The organism is Aggregatibacter sp. HMT-949 (genome assembly GCF_041734645.1).
In the GTDB taxonomy this organism is placed as follows: domain Bacteria; phylum Pseudomonadota; class Gammaproteobacteria; order Enterobacterales; family Pasteurellaceae; genus Rodentibacter.
The window spans coordinates 1,718,687-1,734,822 of record NZ_CP162010.1 but is presented as its reverse complement, the minus strand read 5'-3'; the positions used below and the strand labels follow the sequence as shown (position 1 = coordinate 1,734,822).

At 44.7% G+C, this 16,136-nt stretch carries 16 protein-coding genes, 2 tRNA genes and 1 rRNA gene; 16 read left to right on the top strand and 3 right to left on the bottom strand.

From position 1 onward, the window contains the following. Positions 1-2 precede the first annotated feature (2 nt). From rrf to mazG, 4 genes are all read left to right on the top strand, one after another. A 5S ribosomal RNA gene (gene rrf / locus AB3F25_RS08200) occupies positions 3-118 on the top strand. Positions 119-130: 12 nt separating this feature from the next. Then, positions 131-207: transfer RNA gene (locus tag AB3F25_RS08195), tRNA-Asp, on the top strand. 32 nt (positions 208-239) lie between these two features. Next, a tRNA-Trp gene (locus tag AB3F25_RS08190) sits at positions 240-315 on the top strand. 77 nt (positions 316-392) lie between these two features. Further along, on the top strand, positions 393-1,181 hold the full coding sequence (gene mazG, locus AB3F25_RS08185) for a nucleoside triphosphate pyrophosphohydrolase (RefSeq protein WP_373603350.1): 789 nt from the start codon (positions 393-395) through the stop codon (positions 1,179-1,181). 83 nt (positions 1,182-1,264) lie between these two features. Here mazG and deoC read toward each other — a convergent pair whose 3' ends face one another. Then, positions 1,265-1,936, bottom strand: a complete 672-nt coding sequence (gene deoC, locus AB3F25_RS08180) for a deoxyribose-phosphate aldolase (RefSeq protein WP_373603349.1) — start codon at positions 1,934-1,936, stop codon at positions 1,265-1,267. A 62-nt stretch (positions 1,937-1,998) separates the two neighbouring features. On the opposite strand from deoC, the gene rfaD reads away from it, so the two are divergent. From rfaD to hslO, 5 genes are all read left to right on the top strand, one after another. Then, positions 1,999-2,922, top strand: coding sequence for an ADP-glyceromanno-heptose 6-epimerase (gene rfaD, locus AB3F25_RS08175; protein WP_373603348.1), 924 nt, complete (start codon positions 1,999-2,001; stop codon positions 2,920-2,922). A gap of 325 nt (positions 2,923-3,247) precedes the next feature. After that, positions 3,248-4,294, top strand: a complete 1,047-nt coding sequence (gene waaF / locus AB3F25_RS08170; RefSeq protein WP_373603347.1) for a lipopolysaccharide heptosyltransferase II — start codon at positions 3,248-3,250, stop codon at positions 4,292-4,294. Then, positions 4,291-5,196, top strand: coding sequence for a DMT family transporter (locus tag AB3F25_RS08165; RefSeq protein WP_373603346.1), 906 nt, complete (start codon positions 4,291-4,293; stop codon positions 5,194-5,196). The genes waaF and AB3F25_RS08165 overlap by 4 nt, the downstream gene beginning before the upstream one ends. Then, positions 5,193-6,155, top strand: coding sequence for a lipopolysaccharide heptosyltransferase RfaC (rfaC, locus tag AB3F25_RS08160; RefSeq protein WP_373603345.1), 963 nt, complete (start codon positions 5,193-5,195; stop codon positions 6,153-6,155). The genes AB3F25_RS08165 and rfaC overlap by 4 nt, the downstream gene beginning before the upstream one ends. Before the next feature lie 155 nt (positions 6,156-6,310). Then, positions 6,311-7,189 (top strand): Hsp33 family molecular chaperone HslO, encoded by an 879-nt coding sequence (gene hslO / locus AB3F25_RS08155; protein WP_373603344.1) that lies wholly within the window; start codon positions 6,311-6,313, stop codon positions 7,187-7,189. 98 nt (positions 7,190-7,287) lie between these two features. Here hslO and AB3F25_RS08150 read toward each other — a convergent pair whose 3' ends face one another. Together AB3F25_RS08150 and AB3F25_RS08145 are read right to left on the bottom strand one after the other, a co-directional pair. After that, positions 7,288-8,133 (bottom strand): 23S rRNA (adenine(2030)-N(6))-methyltransferase RlmJ, encoded by an 846-nt coding sequence (locus AB3F25_RS08150; RefSeq protein ID WP_373603343.1) that lies wholly within the window; start codon positions 8,131-8,133, stop codon positions 7,288-7,290. 197 nt (positions 8,134-8,330) lie between these two features. Further along, complete coding sequence (locus AB3F25_RS08145; protein ID WP_373603342.1) at positions 8,331-10,955, bottom strand: penicillin-binding protein 1A; 2,625 nt, start codon at positions 10,953-10,955, stop codon at positions 8,331-8,333. Positions 10,956-11,053: 98 nt separating this feature from the next. Between AB3F25_RS08145 and AB3F25_RS08140 the strand changes: the two genes are divergently transcribed. The 7 genes from AB3F25_RS08140 (at position 11,054) to nfuA (ending at position 16,079) form a co-directional block, all read left to right on the top strand. Next, positions 11,054-11,884, top strand: a complete 831-nt coding sequence (locus tag AB3F25_RS08140; protein WP_373603341.1) for a competence protein ComA — start codon at positions 11,054-11,056, stop codon at positions 11,882-11,884. After that, positions 11,871-12,389, top strand: a complete 519-nt coding sequence (locus tag AB3F25_RS08135; RefSeq protein WP_373603340.1) for a PilN domain-containing protein — start codon at positions 11,871-11,873, stop codon at positions 12,387-12,389. Before AB3F25_RS08140 ends, AB3F25_RS08135 begins: the two co-directional genes overlap by 14 nt. Further along, complete coding sequence (locus AB3F25_RS08130) at positions 12,386-12,901, top strand: hypothetical protein (RefSeq protein WP_373603339.1); 516 nt, start codon at positions 12,386-12,388, stop codon at positions 12,899-12,901. The genes AB3F25_RS08135 and AB3F25_RS08130 overlap by 4 nt, the downstream gene beginning before the upstream one ends. A 2-nt stretch (positions 12,902-12,903) precedes the next feature. Next, entirely contained in the window at positions 12,904-13,299 is a 396-nt protein-coding gene (locus tag AB3F25_RS08125) for a pilus assembly protein PilP (protein WP_373603338.1), read from the top strand. 20 nt (positions 13,300-13,319) lie between these two features. Further along, entirely contained in the window at positions 13,320-14,693 is a 1,374-nt protein-coding gene (locus AB3F25_RS08120; RefSeq protein WP_373604355.1) for a type IV pilus secretin PilQ, read from the top strand. A gap of 14 nt (positions 14,694-14,707) precedes the next feature. Continuing rightward, complete coding sequence (locus tag AB3F25_RS08115; RefSeq protein WP_373603337.1) at positions 14,708-15,394, top strand: amidophosphoribosyltransferase; 687 nt, start codon at positions 14,708-14,710, stop codon at positions 15,392-15,394. A gap of 100 nt (positions 15,395-15,494) precedes the next feature. Then, entirely contained in the window at positions 15,495-16,079 is a 585-nt protein-coding gene (nfuA, locus tag AB3F25_RS08110) for a Fe-S biogenesis protein NfuA (RefSeq protein WP_373603336.1), read from the top strand. Positions 16,080-16,136: the final 57 nt, after the last annotated feature.

The window sequence follows — 16,136 nt, the reverse complement described above, 5'->3', positions numbered from 1 at the left end:
TTTTTGGCAGAAATAGTGCAACAGACCCACCTGACTCCATATCGAACTCAGAAGTGAAATGTTGTAACGCCGATGGTAGTGTGGGGCTTCCCCATGTGAGAGTAGGACACTGCCAATTACCATATTTAGCGGAGTGGTAGTTCAGCTGGTTAGAATACCTGCCTGTCACGCAGGGGGTCGCGGGTTCGAGTCCCGTCCATTCCGCCAATTCTTATCTATATTAAGATTCTCATACCTACAGGGGCGTAGTTCAATTGGTAGAGCACCGGTCTCCAAAACCGGGTGTTGGGAGTTCGAGCCTCTCCGCCCCTGCCATTCAATTAATATTAATTTTCTTTATCTTTAAATAAATCTTATACTAATAAGCGTTTTTTATTTTTTGAGATTTATTTATGAGCTATTCTATTCAAGATTTTATTCGACTTATCGCTCGACTTCGTAATCCTAACGGTGGCTGTCCTTGGGATCTTAAACAAAATTATACCTCAATGATTCCTTGTTTGATTGAAGAAACCTATGAAGTTATTGAGGCGATTCAAAAGAAAGATATGGTCAATTTACGTGAGGAACTCGGCGATCTTCTTCTTCAAGTCGTGTTTTTCAGTCAACTTGCCTCGGAAGATCATTATTTCACTTTTGATGATGTACTCAATGATGTGGCGCAGAAAATCGTTCGTCGTCATCCTCATGTATTCGGAAATTTGAATGCTGGAAACGAGGAGGAAGCGCTTGCCCGTTGGAACGAAATTAAAGCGCAAGAAAAATCCGGCAAGGTCGTTCATTCGATTCTGGATTCAATTCCTCATGCCTTTCCGGCGTTGCTTCGTGCACAAAAATTACAAAAACAATGTGCTAAAGTTGGCTTTGATTGGCGTGAAATTCCTCCGGTTATCGGGAAAATAGAAGAAGAATTGCAAGAAGTGAAAACGGAACTGCTTCAAACACCGCAAAATGCCGAGCGTTTGGAAGAAGAGATCGGCGATTTGATTTTTGCAACGGTGAATCTTGCCCGCCATATAAAATGTGATGCCGAAGAGAGTTTGCGCAAAGCCAATTATAAATTTGAGCAACGTTTCCGCAACATCGAACGAAAAGCAAATGCGCTAGGGACCTCGCTTGAAGCGCTTTCCTTAGCCGAAATGAATAGGTTGTGGGATGAAGTGAAAAACGAAGAAAAATAAGTAAGGAGAAGGTTTACGCCTTCTCCTTCGTTCATTTGATCTCTTGATTTAGCACCGCATTGAAGGCAAGTGCGTAGCGCGCTTTAATAATTGTCTGCGCGGTCGGCGGTTTGACCGATAATTGCAATGCCCGCACTGGCGCCGATTCGTGTGGCACCCGCCTTAATCATCGCTAATGCGGTGTCGGTATCGCGGATGCCGCCGGAGGCTTTCACGCCGATATCGCCGACGGTTCGCTTCATTAGCGCTACATCTTCTACCGTCGCCCCGCCCTTGTTGAATCCGGTCGAAGTTTTTACAAAGGCAACACCGATTTCTTTACAAATTTCGCAAGCCTTTACGATTTCTTCTTTATTGAGCAGGCAAGTTTCTAAAATCACTTTGAGTGGAATACTTCGGCAAGTGTCGAATACGGCTTGAATATCCGCTTTTACCGCTTCCCATTTATTCGATTTTATCCAACCAACGTTAATCACCATATCAATTTCGTTTGCACCGGCTTTTATCGCTTTTGCCGCTTCAAAGGCTTTCACGGAAGTTAAATTTGCACCTAACGGAAACCCCACTACGGTACAGATTTTCACTTTTGTGTTGGCCAGTTTCTTTTTTGCAAGAGGAATATAGCCGGAATTAATGCATACGGAATAAAAACCGTACCGAATCGCCTCATCGCACAGCGTTAAAATATCTTGTTCGGTTTTCTCAGCAGCCAGTGCGGTGTGATCAATATATTGAGCAAGTTGTTTCATATTCACAGATTCTCCTTTTTCTTGGTTTTGCTATATAATACGCCAAATTTTTTTTAAAGGACTATATTATGATTATCGTAACAGGCGGCGCGGGCTTTATTGGTAGTAACATCGTCAAAGCATTAAACGATATAGGGCGCAAAGATATTTTAGTTGTGGATAATTTAAAAGACGGCACGAAATTTGCTAATTTAGCGGATTTGGATATTGCCGATTATTGCGACAAAGATGATTTTATCGCCGCCATTATTGCCGGCGACGATTTTGGTGACATTGATGCGGTGTTCCATGAAGGGGCTTGTTCTGCCACCACCGAATGGGACGGCAAATACATCATGCATAATAATTATGAATATTCCAAAGAATTGTTGCATTATTGTCTTGATCGCAAAATTCCATTTCTTTACGCTTCCAGCGCGGCAACCTATGGCGATACTAAAATCTTCCGTGAAGAGCGCGAATTTGAAGGCCCGTTGAATGTGTACGGCTATTCTAAGTTCTTATTTGATCAATATGTACGTAACATTTTGCCGGAAGCGAAATCACCGGTATGCGGATTTCGTTATTTTAACGTGTATGGGCCGCGCGAAAGCCACAAAGGCGCGATGGCAAGCGTCGCATTCCATTTAAATAATCAAATCTTAAAAGGTGAAAACCCGAAATTATTTGCCGGTAGTGAAAATTTCCGTCGTGACTTCGTGTATGTCGGCGATGTGGCTGCAGTGAACCTTTGGTGTTGGCAAAATGGTATTTCCGGTATTTATAATCTCGGCACGGGTAACGCAGAAAGTTTCAAAGCGGTTGCCGATGCGGTGGTGAAATTCCATGGCAAAGGTCAAATCGAAACAATTCCGTTCCCGGAACATTTGAAATCTCGCTATCAAGAATATACCCAAGCGGATTTAACCAAACTTCGCTCAACCGGCTACGATAAACCGTTTAAAACGGTGGCGGAAGGCGTAGCCGAATACATGGCATGGTTAAATAAATAATTTCTTTTTTCTGGCTTGTGTAAGAAAGAAGCAAAGAATGCCCTAGACTAATTTGCTTTTTTCACTAAGTTAGAAAAATTCTAAGTCGCTTAGGCGAGTTAAACGGGACTTTAATTAAGTGTGGTTGAAAACTTCGAAATTATGTAGCAGTTGCACAACGCTAAAATTACCCTTGCAAAATAGCACCGCATTGGAGCCGCTTTCAATGCGGTGCTGTCGTTTGATGCAAACTCATGCTTATTCAAATGGTTTTGTGCATTTGCTACATAATTATCGAAAACTTTAGCGTTTTTAACCGCCCTTTTAGCATAGGTAGCATAAGGCAGTGAATATTTTAATTATTGGCCCGTCCTGGGTCGGCGATATGATCATGTCGCACAGTTTGTATCAACAGCTCAAACAGCAATATTTGAATTGCCAAATCGATGTAATGGCACCGAATTGGTGTAAGCCGTTGTTGGCGCGCATGCCGGAAGTGCGTAAGGCGATTGAAATGCCGTTAGGGCATGGTAAATTCGCGTTATACGAACGTTATCGTTTGGGCAAAGCCTTGCGTCACCAATATGATATGGCGATTGTGTTACCAAACTCATTGAAGTCTGCATTTATTCCGTTTTTTGCCAAAATCCCATATCGTCGCGGTTGGAAGGGGGAAAGCCGTTATATTTTGTTGAACGATTTGCGTGCCAATAAAAAAGATTATCCGATGATGGTGCAACGTTATGTGGCGTTGGCGTTTGAATCCAATGCGGTGCCAAAAGCAGATGACATTCCCGTGCGCAAACCCTATTTAGTTGTTGAGCCGCAGCAACAGACGGCGACTTTCAAAACCTTTGAAAAACAGACCGCACTTTTAGGCGGTCGCCCGATTATCGGCTTTTGTCCCGGTGCGGAATTCGGTCCGGCGAAGCGTTGGCCGCATTATCATTACGCTGCATTAGCCAAAATGCTGATTGAACAAGGCTATGCCGTGGAACTGTTCGGCTCGCTGAAAGATATGGATGCCGGCGAGCAAATTCGCCATGCGTTGCCGTTCGAACTACAACCATTTTGTTTGAATTTAGCGGGGCAAACCAATTTAAATCAAGCGGTCGATTTGCTTGCAAATTGTACCGCAGTCGTTACTAATGACAGCGGCTTGATGCATGTTGCTGCCGCCACCGACCGCCCACTGGTCGCGTTATACGGTCCAACCAGTCCGACTTATACACCGCCGCTTTCCGAGAAAGCAGTGATTATTCGCTTGATTGAAGGTGATTTGATCAAAGTGCGTAAGAGCACTGATAGCACGGAAGGGTATCATCAAAGTTTGATTGACATTACGCCCGACATGGTAATGGAAAAATTGCATATTTTATTAGGAAATAAATGAATCCGTTACGCATCCATTTACAGTTACTCGGCATGGCGATCCTGTGGGGCGCTTCTTGGCCTTGGGGGCGCGTGGTGGCGCAGGCGATGCCTACTTTTGTGGCATCAAGCATGCGCTTTTTTATCGCGATTATTCCACTGGTTATCTGGCTGTACGCAGCAAATCGTTTTCGTTACGCCAAAAAACTCCGCCCTAATCAATGGCTCGGCTTATTTCTTACCGCCTTGCTTGGTGTATTCGGCTATTCCACGTTTTTTATTTGGGGGTTGAAATATGTGCCGGCGGGACAAGCGACGGTAATTGTGGCAACCAATCCGGTATTCACCACAATTTTTGCTATTTGGTTATTTAAAGAAAAATGGAACAAGTGGGTGGCGAACGGTATGGTGATTGCCGTTGCCGGTTCCCTGTTAGCGATGACAAAAGGCGAGCCCACACAAATGTTGACAAACTTTGGCTTCGGGCAATTGTTATTGCTCGGCGCACTCGTCTGCTGGGTGGCGTACACCTTGTTGGCACGCAAAGTCTTGGTGGGGATTGATTCGTTAACCGCCACTACGATTTCTTCAATTTTTGGCTTTTTATTGTTATTTATTGGGGCGTTAATTGCAGAAAATTGGCAAGACTGGGCGATTGTTCTCACCTTGGATCAAAGCACATGGTTTAGTTTACTCGGCTTAGCGCTTGGCGCGACCGTATTGGCTTATGCATGGTATTTTGATGGTGTGAAGTATCTCGGTGCCGGCAATGCGGCGGCATACATCATTCTCGTACCGATTCTCGGTATTTTATTTTCGGCCATTTGGTTGAACGAACAAGTAGATTCCTCGCTGCTTATCGGCGGCACGCTTGCGGTTTCCGGCTTGGGAATTATGCATTGGGGGCGGCGTCGAATTAAATGAAAATTTGTTTAGTCAAAACCTCCTCCATGGGCGATGTTATCCATACGCTTCCCGCATTAACCGATGCACAACGCGCAATTCCAAACTTACAAGTGGATTGGGTGGTGGAAGAAAATTTTGCTGAAATTCCGCGCTGGCATACCGCGGTGAATCAAGTGATTCCTATTGCATTGCGTCGTTGGAAAAAGTCGCCCTTTTCCGCGCAAACAAAAAATGAGTGGAAAAATTACCGTGCTTTGCTTCAAACAGCGCATTACGATGCGGTCATTGACGCACAAGGGTTGATTAAAAGCGCTTTTTTTGCCGCGCGGTTAGCGCGTGGAATTAAACACGGTTACGATTGGCACAGCATTCGAGAGCCGCTCGCTTCACTTTTCTACGATAAAAAATATGCCGTTTCTTATCAGCAACACGCAGTCGAACGAGTTCGTCAATTATTCGCCCAAAGCTTGGGCTATTCCTTGCCGCGTTCGCAAGGTGATTATGCTATCGCCGCTCATTTTTCGTCCGAGCCCGACACCACGCCCTATGCGCTTTTTATTCACGGTACAACGCGGGAAGACAAGTGTTGGCCGGAAAGCGAATGGCAAAAATTAATTGAAAAGATGCGCGCCGTTCCCTTGCAAATTCGTTTGCCTTGGGGGAATGAGAAGGAAAAAGCGCGTGCTGAACGTTTGGCGCGCGGAAGAGAATATGTGCGGGTATTGCCGCGTTTATCTTTAACCGAATTAGCCAGCCAAATTGCCACCTCCAATGCGGTGCTCTCGGTGGACACCGGCTTAGCTCATTTAACCGCAGCGCTAAGTAAGCCGAATATTACGCTTTACGGTGCGACGGATCCTAAGTTGGTCGGCACTTATGGTAAGCATCAATGGCATTTGAATGCATCAAAAATGGCGGAAATTTCAGCAGAACAGGTTTTTGCTAAAATCGAAGCATTGCAAGAAAGTTTATTTTAAACGTATCAATTTCATACGATTGATTGGTTTTTATCAAAAAAATCGTCCCCATTATACTGAACATGCTAGAAATGCATCAGCAAAATTTAATCGAAATCCCGGTTTCCTCGGTTTCATTGACGTGCTTTTAGTTCACTTATCATTAGGAATAACAAATGAATTACACTCAAGACAACGACAAACTTTACCGCTATCTCTTTCAAAATCGTGCCGTGCGCGGCGAATGGGTACGTTTAAACCAAAGTTTTACGGATACTTTAAATACGCATCATTACCCACAAGCGGTACAAAATTTGCTCGGTGAAATGATGGTGGCGACTGCGTTATTAACCGCTACGTTGAAATTTGAAGGCAATATTACCGTGCAGATTCAAGGTGATGGCCCGCTCCGTTTGGCTTTAGTTAACGCTAACGATCGACAACAAATTCGCTCCTTGGCGCGCATTGAAGGCGAACTTGCACCGAATATTGGTTTGCACGAAATGGTTGGCAAAGGCGTATTGGTGATAACGATTGCGCCAAAAGAAGGCGAACGTTACCAAGGCGTAATTGGTTTGGATAAACCGACGATCGGTGAATGTTTAGAAGATTATTTCGCCCGTTCCGAACAGTTACAAACCCAACTGATTATTCGCACCGGCGAATACGAAGGCAAACCTGTGGCGGCGGGAATGTTGCTGCAAATTATGCCGGACGGCGAAGGCTCGCCGGGCGATTTTGAACATTTGGCGACACTCGCGGCAACCGCGAAAAACGAAGAATTATTTGGCTTGAGCGCGGAAGAAATGCTTTATCGTTTATATCACGAAGAGCGTGTAGAAGTGTATCCGCCGCAAGATGTCCAATTCTTCTGCGGTTGTTCGGCGGAACGTTCCGGTGCAGCGCTGTTATTAATTTCTGATGCGGAAATCGAAGAGATTTTGCAAGAACACAAAGGCAGTATCGATATGCAATGCGAATGTTGCGGCACCCACTACTTCTTCAATAAAGACGCGATTGAGAAATTAAAAGCGGCGACGCAGGCGGAAGCTTAACTAATAAAATCCCGATTTTTATCGGGATTTTGTTTTTTTAATGGAAGTAAAAATCAGCACCGCATTGAAGCCTGTCGTTTCGTTTTATTTTCCACCGGTTATTCCGGTGTAATCCATTCCACAGTCCAGCTGCCGGTACCTTCCGGCACTAATGTTTTCACCAAATAAGGCAACATTGCTTTCATTTGGTTTTCCAACGTCCAAGGCGGATTAATTACTGCCATGCCACTGGCGGTCATGCCGCGTTGATCGCTGTCCGGACGCACGGCAAGTTCAATTTTCAGAATTTTACGTATGCCGCTGGCTTGCAAGCCTTTAAAAATACGTTTGGTTTGTTGACGTAAAACCACCGGATACCAAATGGCATAAGTGCCGGTAGCGAAGCGTTTGTAGCCTTCTTCCGCTGCTTTCACGACCAAATCGTAGTCTTCCTTAAGTTCATACGGCGGATCGATTAGCACCAAGCCACGGCGTTCCTTCGGCGGAAGCGTGGCTTTCAGCTGTTGGAAGCCGTTATCGCATTTCACGCTGACGTTTTTAAACTCTTTGAAATTATTACGCAGCAGCGGAAAATCACGCGGGTGCAATTCGGTTAGTAAGGCGCGATCTTGCGGGCGTAATAATTGTGCGGCGATCAACGGCGAACCCGCGTAATAACGAAGCGTCTTAGCGCCAAAATTTAAGTGTTTAATTAAATCAACATAGCGGCTTATTTCTTGTGGTAAATCTGTTCGTTCCCATAATCGCCCGATACCTTCTTTGTATTCGCCGGTTTTTTCCGCTTCGTCGGAAGATAGCTGATAACGTCCCACGCCGGCATGCGTATCGAGATAATAAAAGCCTTTGTCTTTCAGTTTGAGGTTTTCCAAGATCAGCATCAATACGATGTGCTTTAGTACATCGGCATGGTTGCCGGCGTGGAAAGAATGACGATAGCTTAACATTATTGCTCCTTAACTAAAAAAGTGTGATGAAAACAACCACACTTTCGGGATGATGAAATTATGTCGCTGTTACGCAAGGCTGAAATGACCTCACAAAATAGCACCGCATTGAAGCGACCTCCAATGCGGTGCTGTTTGTGAGTCGAACTTAAATTCACGCCAATGGTTTTGCGCATTTACGGCATCATACCGGATGATTAGAATAATTCTTCCGGTTGCGCTGCCGGGGTAGCGTCTTGCGTTTTACCGGTGCCGCCGTTTAAGCGTTGTTGCAATTCGGAGGGAACATAATAACCGCGTTCTTGCATTTCCGCTGCATAGGTGCGTTTCGGTTCGCTGCCGACGATAAAGTATTCTTTGCGTCCGCCGTATTCGGAAAGTAAGCCGGAGTTGCTGTCGATGGTTTTTTCTATGATGTTTGGCGGTAAATTTAATTTACGTTCCGGCAAATCCGCCAACGCCACTTTCATATAAGATACCCAAGCAGGCATAGCGGTTTTCGCACCGGCTTCGCCACGTCCTAATACGCGTTTGTTATCGTCAAATCCTACATAAGTCGTTGTCACCAGATTCGCTCCGAATCCGGCATACCACGCCACTTTGGAATTATTGGTGGTTCCGGTTTTACCGCCAACATCGCTACGCTGTTTGATGTCTTTAGCGATGCGCCAACTGGTTCCTCTCCAAGTTAAACCTTGCTCGCCATAAATCGCCGTATTTAATGCGCTACGAATTAAGAAAGCCAATTCGCCGCTAATTACTCGAGGCGCGTATTCCACTTTTGATGAAGCGTCTTTGGCACTCGCCATTAAGTCGATCGAACCGTCGTTTAATGCACTGTTTTGCGTTTGTAATTCAGGTAAATCCGGCACGTTTTCCGGTTGCACGTCGCCTTCTTCCGTCTCTGTGTTGGTATTGCCTTGCGCCGCTTTTAAATCCTCGGGCTTGGCCACTTCGGCAATATTTTGGAAACCGTCGATTTTATCTTTGGTTTCGCCATAAATGACAGGAATATTGTCACAGCTAATGCAGGCAATTTTCGGATTTGCCACGAATAAATCTTTGCCTGTGTTATCTTGGATTTTCTCAATGATGTAAGGATCGATCAAAAAACCACCGTTGTCGAATACTGCATAAGCGCGCGCCATTTCAAGCGGGGTAAAGGACGCTGCCCCGAGCGCTAAGGCTTCGCTAGCGAAATATTGCTCGCGTTTGAAACCGAAGCGTTGTAAGAAATCGGCGGTAAAGCTGATACCCGCGGTTTGTAGCGCGCGAATCGCAATCATATTTTTCGATTGGCCTAAACCGACGCGTAAACGCATCGGGCCATCGTAACGATCCGGTGAATTTTTTGGGTTCCACACCGGTTGTCCCGGCTTGGCGATGGAAATCGGACTGTCTTGTAATACGCTGGAAAGGGTTAGGCCTTTTTCTAATGCCGCCGCATAAATAAACGGTTTAATGGAAGAACCCACTTGTACTAAGGATTGGGTTGCACGATTAAATTTGCTTTGTTCAAAACTAAAACCGCCGACCAAGGCTTCGATCGCACCGTTATCTGAATTTAGCGAAACCAATGCGGAGTTAGCCGCTGGAATTTGCCCTAGCACCCATTCGCCGTTGTCGCGTTGTCGAAGCCAAATTTGTTCGCCGATTTTCACCGGATTGGCGCGACCCGTCCAACGCATTGCTGCGGAAGAAAGCGTCATTTTTTCACCGGAGGCAAGTAATAATTCTGCTCCGTTTTTGCTAACGCTTAATACGGCCGCCGGAATGAAGGGCTCGGAATTCGGTAATTTTTTCAAAAAGGCAATGATACGTTCGTTATCCCAAACTGCTTCGTTTTTTTGCCATAAAGGTGCACCGCCGCGATAACCATGACGCATATCGTAATCGATTAAGTTATTGCGTACCGCTTTTTGCGCTTGTTCTTGGTCTTTGGAGAGTACGGTGGTAAACACCTTATAGCCGCGGGTGTAAGCTTCTTCTTCGCCGAATCGTTTTACCATTTCTTGGCGCACCATCTCCGTAACGTAATCCGCTCGAAAATCAAATTTGGCGCCGTGGTAACTCGCTACAATCGGTTCTTTAATTGCCGCATCGTATTCGTCTTTAGTGATGTATTTTTCATCCAACATACGCGCTAATACTACGTTGCGACGTTCTTCCGCACGTTTCGGTGAATATAACGGATTCATCGTGGAAGGCGCTTTCGGCAGGCCGGCAATAATTGCCATTTCGGATAAGGTCAGCTCATCTAAGGATTTGCCGAAATAGGTTTGCGCTGCCGCTGCAACGCCGTAAGAACGATAACCCAAGAAGATTTTATTTAGATAAAGTTCCAAAATTTCTTGTTTACTGAGAGTATTTTCAATCTCGATGGCCAGCACCGCTTCGCGCGCCTTACGAATAATGGTTTTTTCCGGCGTTAAGAAGAAGTTGCGGGCTAATTGCTGGGTAATCGTACTCGCTCCCTGCGATGCCCCACCGTTAGTTACCGCCACCCATAATGCGCGAGCGATACCTACCGGATCTAAACCGTGATGATCATAAAAACGGCTATCTTCCGTTGCTAAAAAAGCCTCCAGCAAGCGTTGCGGGACGTTTTCCAACTTCACCGGAATGCGGCGCTGTTCGCCCACTTCGCCGATAAGTTTGCCGTCCGCCGTATAAATTTGCATCGGCTGTTGCAATTCCACAGTTTTTAAACTTTCCACCGAAGGTAAGGCTGATTTAAGGTGAATGTAAAGTATGCCGCCGGCTACTAATCCTAAAATACACAGGGTTAATAGGCTGCTTAATATTAATTTTGCGATCCGCATCGTAAAATTCTCTCTTGCTTGATGATTTATCTTGGAGTCATAACTATATTCAGCCGCTAAGTATAAAAGATTCACCGCCTAAATAATAGGAAAAGCATATGCTGATGCCTTATAAAAAACGGCAAGTAATTCAAATTGGCGTGTACCGACAACACGAACGATTCCAGGTCGTTTGGCTCAATCCTCAAAAACTAGTTCAATTTCTTTCTTTTTCTATCGAAGAAACGAACCTCTATGCCAAATTGACGGCACGTTTAACGGCAGATTTTCCGCAAATACGCATACAGCTTAGAGTGGTTGGCTGCATTTCACCGCATTTGACTTGGTCTAAAACGCTGATTTTGCCGCATTCGTTAAGCGTACAAGAATGCGAGCGACAATGTCAGTTTGTCTTGCAAAAAGAATTGCCTATCGCGTTAAACGAACTTTGGTTCGATTATCGGGCAAAGCCTCTGAAACAAGGTTTTCGTTTAGATATTCACGCCGTTCGCCGCCAAACGGCAATGGATTTTCAATGCGATTATGACAAATTGCCTCTTCAGGTTTTAGATCTCATGCCGCACGCGATTTTACGTGCGTTTCATTTTGTTTTGAGTGAACGATGTGAAAATTCGCTTTATTTGTATCAAGACGTGCAACATTGTTTTGCCCTTATGGAAGCCGCTCATCAGCCGCAAATGTTACAAGCAACGGGAAATTTGATTACGCTTTTCGAGCAATTTTGTCGGCGTTTTGAGTCAAAGATTGAACGGGTTTACTTTTATCGAACGGTTGATTGCGAACCAATCGATCTGCCTGCTGATTGGAATCAAGTGACAACCGACGCGCCTTTTATTGCCTTAGGAAATTGCCTTTGGCAAACGGAGCTACAACAAAATATATCGCAAGGCAGTGCGCGTTTAACAGAGAATAGGGATGAACGGGATTAATTTATTGCCTTGGCGGTTGGAAAAATATCAAAGGGCATTAATCACTTTTCTGATTAAGTTATGTGTCGTTTTCAGCACCGCATTGACCGCTTATGCGACGCTATATTGGTTTCACCAGCAACAACAGACCGAATTAAATGGACGCTTGCAAACCCTCGAACAACAAAAAAATCGCTTAGCCGAAACCGCCGGACAAGTTATGCAGATTAAGCAAACAATACAAAGTTTTACCGAATTGCAAGCCATTGCGCCCGAGAGCGTAACGCAAATTCTGTCCTTGTTGCCGCAATTTCCTTTCCGACAAGGTGAATTGGAGAGCTTTAATTTGAACGAAGATCTTGTTCAATTAAAGGGATTTTGTTTAGAACAAGACGAATTTGAACGATTACACGAATTTTTAAGTGCACATTTCATTTCGGTGAAGCTTATTCAATTTAAACCGGAGCAAGGACGTTTGGCATTTGAGTTTGAGCTTTCCTCAACCATAAAATCGGGTGATCGATGAAAAAGTTTATCAAATATCGTTTGCCGACAGTGGAAAAATGGTTGGCGTTGCCGAAACGCTATCATTGGAGTTTGTATGCAATTTGCCTAGGTGCGATCAATTTTCCCGTTATTTGGGAAAACTGGCAAAGCCATCAACGGCTGCAGTCTATTGAGCAAGAGATGATACAACAGACGGCAGAACTCGCTCACCAAGAAAAATTACTTATCGCGTTAAAACAACATTCCGATCGAAATGAGTTATCGCCGCAATTAACCAAGCGGATTGTGGCATTAGATCAACAAATTCACGGTTTGTTGAGTGAGGAAATCGAATTGACCGAGTATCAATGGGATTTTTCGTCTCATCCGGTGTTACAGCTTCAGTTGGTGGGGCGATTTCAAGAGTTACACGATTTTGTTGCCGCGCTTTCCGAACAGAATGCGTTAGCATTCGCTCAACTGGAAATGCAAAAAACGGAACGCGGACAGGTGCAAAGCCAAGTGATTTTACAATTAAAACGAGAGGAATAAGCGTGCGGAAATTTCACTATTTTTTTACGGCGATTTTAGGATTGTGTTCCTACTTGCCGGGACAAGCGGCCGATCCTTTTGATCGTACTCAGCGACAAAGTGAACTTCAATCGGAAACGAGAATATCAACACACACGGCAAAATGCTCTTTCAACGAGCCTGTTTTTGCCATTGAAACTGCGTTTGATCAACTGAAATTGGTGGGTGTAGTGATGTATAAACAAGTGCCCGAGGCCTTGTTTTTGGATGATCGCCAGCAATTAATTACGGCTAAGCAAGGGCATCGGTTAGGGCAGGAAAGCTACCTGTTGCAACAAATCAGTAAAAACGGGGTGCGGCTGCTTCGTCCAAAAACGGGGCAATGCGAGCAAACAGAATCTTTAGATGTACGATTTTAGGAGTATTTATGATAAATCGGTTGAAAAAATATGGTCTGCTTTTGTTGAGTTTTTGCTGTTTGAAGGTTGCAGCCGAGTTCAAAGAAAATCAAGTGTTTTCCATTCGTTTGAAACAGGCCCCGATGGTGGCGAGCTTGCAAGAGCTGGCACTGGTGCAAGGGACGAATTTAGTGGTGGATGACGAACTGGAGGGATCGCTTTCTTTGCAATTGGACAATGTGGATCTTGATCGCGTGTTGCGTTCTGTGGCGAGAATGAAAGGTTTGTCGTTGCGTGTGGAAGATGACATTTATTATTTGGGCAAACGTTCCGAGCAGGAAGCCTTTGCCGCACCGATGAATGCGGTGCCACCGGCGTTAGTCGGCGAATCCGTTGACGCGTTGAAAGAATCGGAATCCAATTTGGTCAGCCGTACGATAAAACTGCATTTCGCCAAAGCATCGGAAGTAATGAAATCCCTTACTACGGGTAGCGGCTCGTTGCTATCGCCGGCGGGTTCGATTGCCTTTGATGATCGTAGTAACTTGTTGATTATTCAAGATGAAGCGAAATCCGTCAAAAATATGGCGAAACTGATCGCAGAGCTTGATAAACCTATTGAACAAATCGCCATTGAGGCGCGTATCGTAACAATTACCGATGAGAGTTTGAAGGAATTAGGCGTGCGTTGGGGAATCTTTGCACCAACGGAAAACGCTTATCGCGTGGGTGGGAGTTTAGAGGCGGCCGGTTTTACGAATTTAACGGAAAATTTAAATGTGAATTTTGCCGCAAATACCACACCGGCCGGTTCAATAGCGCTGCAAGTGGCCAAGATTAACGGACGCTTGTTAGACTTGGAACTGACTGCATTGGAGCGTGAAAACAATGTGGAAATTATTGCCAGCCCACGTTTACTAACGACTAATAAGAAAAGCGCAAGTATCAAACAAGGGACGGAAATTCCTTATGTGGTCACCAACGGTAAAAACGACACACAATCTGTTGAATTCCGTGAAGCGGTACTGGGATTGGAAGTAACGCCGCATATTTCCAAAGATAATAATATTTTATTGGATTTATTGGTTAGTCAAAATTCACCAGGCAATCGTGTTTCTTATGGGCAGCAAAATAATGAAGTGGTGTCCATCGACAAGCAAGAAATTAACACCCAAGTATTTGCTAAAGATGGCGAAACTATCGTATTGGGTGGCGTGTTCCATGACACGATTAGTAAAGGTGTGGATAAAGTGCCGGTGTTGGGGGATATTCCGCTGGTAAAACGATTGTTCAGTAAAGAAAGCGAACGCCATCAAAAACGTGAGTTAGTGATTTTTGTGACGCCGCATATTTTGAAACAAGGGGAAACGTTGGATTCCTTAAAACAGAAAACGAGAGGCAAGCAAGGGCGGTAACGGTGCGGTTGGATTTGAGCAAATTTTTTCATTTTAGTTGCGTGCTATGCCAATCCGCTTTAAAACAAGGAGCAAACGGCATTTGTTCGAGCTGTCAGCGAAAGATGAAACGCTACATTTATTGCGGCGGTTGCGGTGCACCTTTGCAATATTTTGCTTGCCGTTGTGGAAATTGTCGACAACTGGAACCGGCTTGGGATCGAATGGTGGTTATCGGACATTATGCGGAGCCGCTTTCTTATTTGATTCATCGGTTTAAATTTCGAAAACAATTTTGGCTTGATCGCACATTGGCGCGTTTGTTGTTGCTTGCTGTTTATGATGCCAGACGCAGTCACGGCTTAACCTTTCCGCAAGCCATTATTCCCGTGCCTCTATATCATTTTCGTCAATGGCAACGCGGTTACAATCAAGCGGAGCTACTGGCGAAAATATTAAGTCGATGGCTTAAAATTCCTTGTTTATCCCATATCGTTAAGCGGGTAAAACATACACATACCCAGCGAGGATTGACCGCGCATGCACGCCGGCGGAATTTGAAAAACGCTTTCGTTGTAGGTTTTTCCGAGGGGTTTCCTTATGAATCGGTGGCTCTGGTAGATGACGTAATTACCACCGGTTCCACTTTAAATGAAATTGCCAAACAATTGCGTCAATTAGGTGTAAAAGAAATTCAGGTATGGGGGCTAGCGCATGCTTAGCTCACGTTATCAGTAACGGCAATCCTAATAAATGAGTGGAAAAAATGCTGCGGTAGGCGTATCATCGCTGACAAATTTTCTCAAGTATTAAGGAACGTTTATGGAACAGATTGCTATTTCGGAAGCGGCGCAAGCGCATTTTCGCAAATTGTTAAGTACTCAAGAAGAGGGCACTAATATTCGTATTTTTGTGGTTAATCCCGGTACGCCGAATGCGGAGTGCGGCGTGTCTTATTGCCCACCGAATGCGGTAGAGGAAAGCGATATTGAAATGAAATACGACAATTTTTCCGCCTTTGTCGATGAAGTCAGTTTACCATTCTTAGAGGAAGCGGAAATTGATTACGTAACGGAGGAATTGGGCGCTCAATTAACACTTAAAGCGCCTAATGCCAAAATGCGTAAAGTGGCGGATGATGCACCGTTAATTGAACGCGTAGAATATGTCATTCAAACTCAAATCAATCCGCAGCTTGCCAGTCACGGCGGACGTATTACCTTAATTGAGATCACCGAGGATGGCTACGCGATTTTACAATTCGGCGGTGGTTGTAACGGTTGCTCAATGGTGGATGTCACCTTAAAAGACGGGGTAGAAAAACAATTGATTAGTTTATTCCCGAACGAATTGAAAGGTGCAAAAGACGTAACGGAACATCAGCGCGGAGAGCATTCTTATTATTAACCTTCCATTTCCGTTTAATTAATATGAACAGGGGCGTATTTACGCCCCTAATCATTT

Coding starts and splice junctions, on each gene's coding strand:
- hslO (WP_373603344.1), top strand. CDS start 6,311: ATGAATTACACTCAAGACAACGACAAACTTTACCGCTATCTCTTTCAA.
- nfuA (WP_373603336.1), top strand. CDS start 15,495: ATGGAACAGATTGCTATTTCGGAAGCGGCGCAAGCGCATTTTCGCAAA.
- mazG (WP_373603350.1), top strand. CDS start 393: ATGAGCTATTCTATTCAAGATTTTATTCGACTTATCGCTCGACTTCGT.
- AB3F25_RS08165 (WP_373603346.1), top strand. CDS start 4,291: ATGAATCCGTTACGCATCCATTTACAGTTACTCGGCATGGCGATCCTG.
- AB3F25_RS08130 (WP_373603339.1), top strand. CDS start 12,386: ATGAAAAAGTTTATCAAATATCGTTTGCCGACAGTGGAAAAATGGTTG.
- rfaD (WP_373603348.1), top strand. CDS start 1,999: ATGATTATCGTAACAGGCGGCGCGGGCTTTATTGGTAGTAACATCGTC.
- AB3F25_RS08135 (WP_373603340.1), top strand. CDS start 11,871: ATGAACGGGATTAATTTATTGCCTTGGCGGTTGGAAAAATATCAAAGG.
- AB3F25_RS08150 (WP_373603343.1), bottom strand. CDS start 8,133: ATGTTAAGCTATCGTCATTCTTTCCACGCCGGCAACCATGCCGATGTA.
- AB3F25_RS08140 (WP_373603341.1), top strand. CDS start 11,054: ATGCTGATGCCTTATAAAAAACGGCAAGTAATTCAAATTGGCGTGTAC.
- rfaC (WP_373603345.1), top strand. CDS start 5,193: ATGAAAATTTGTTTAGTCAAAACCTCCTCCATGGGCGATGTTATCCAT.
- AB3F25_RS08145 (WP_373603342.1), bottom strand. CDS start 10,955: ATGCGGATCGCAAAATTAATATTAAGCAGCCTATTAACCCTGTGTATT.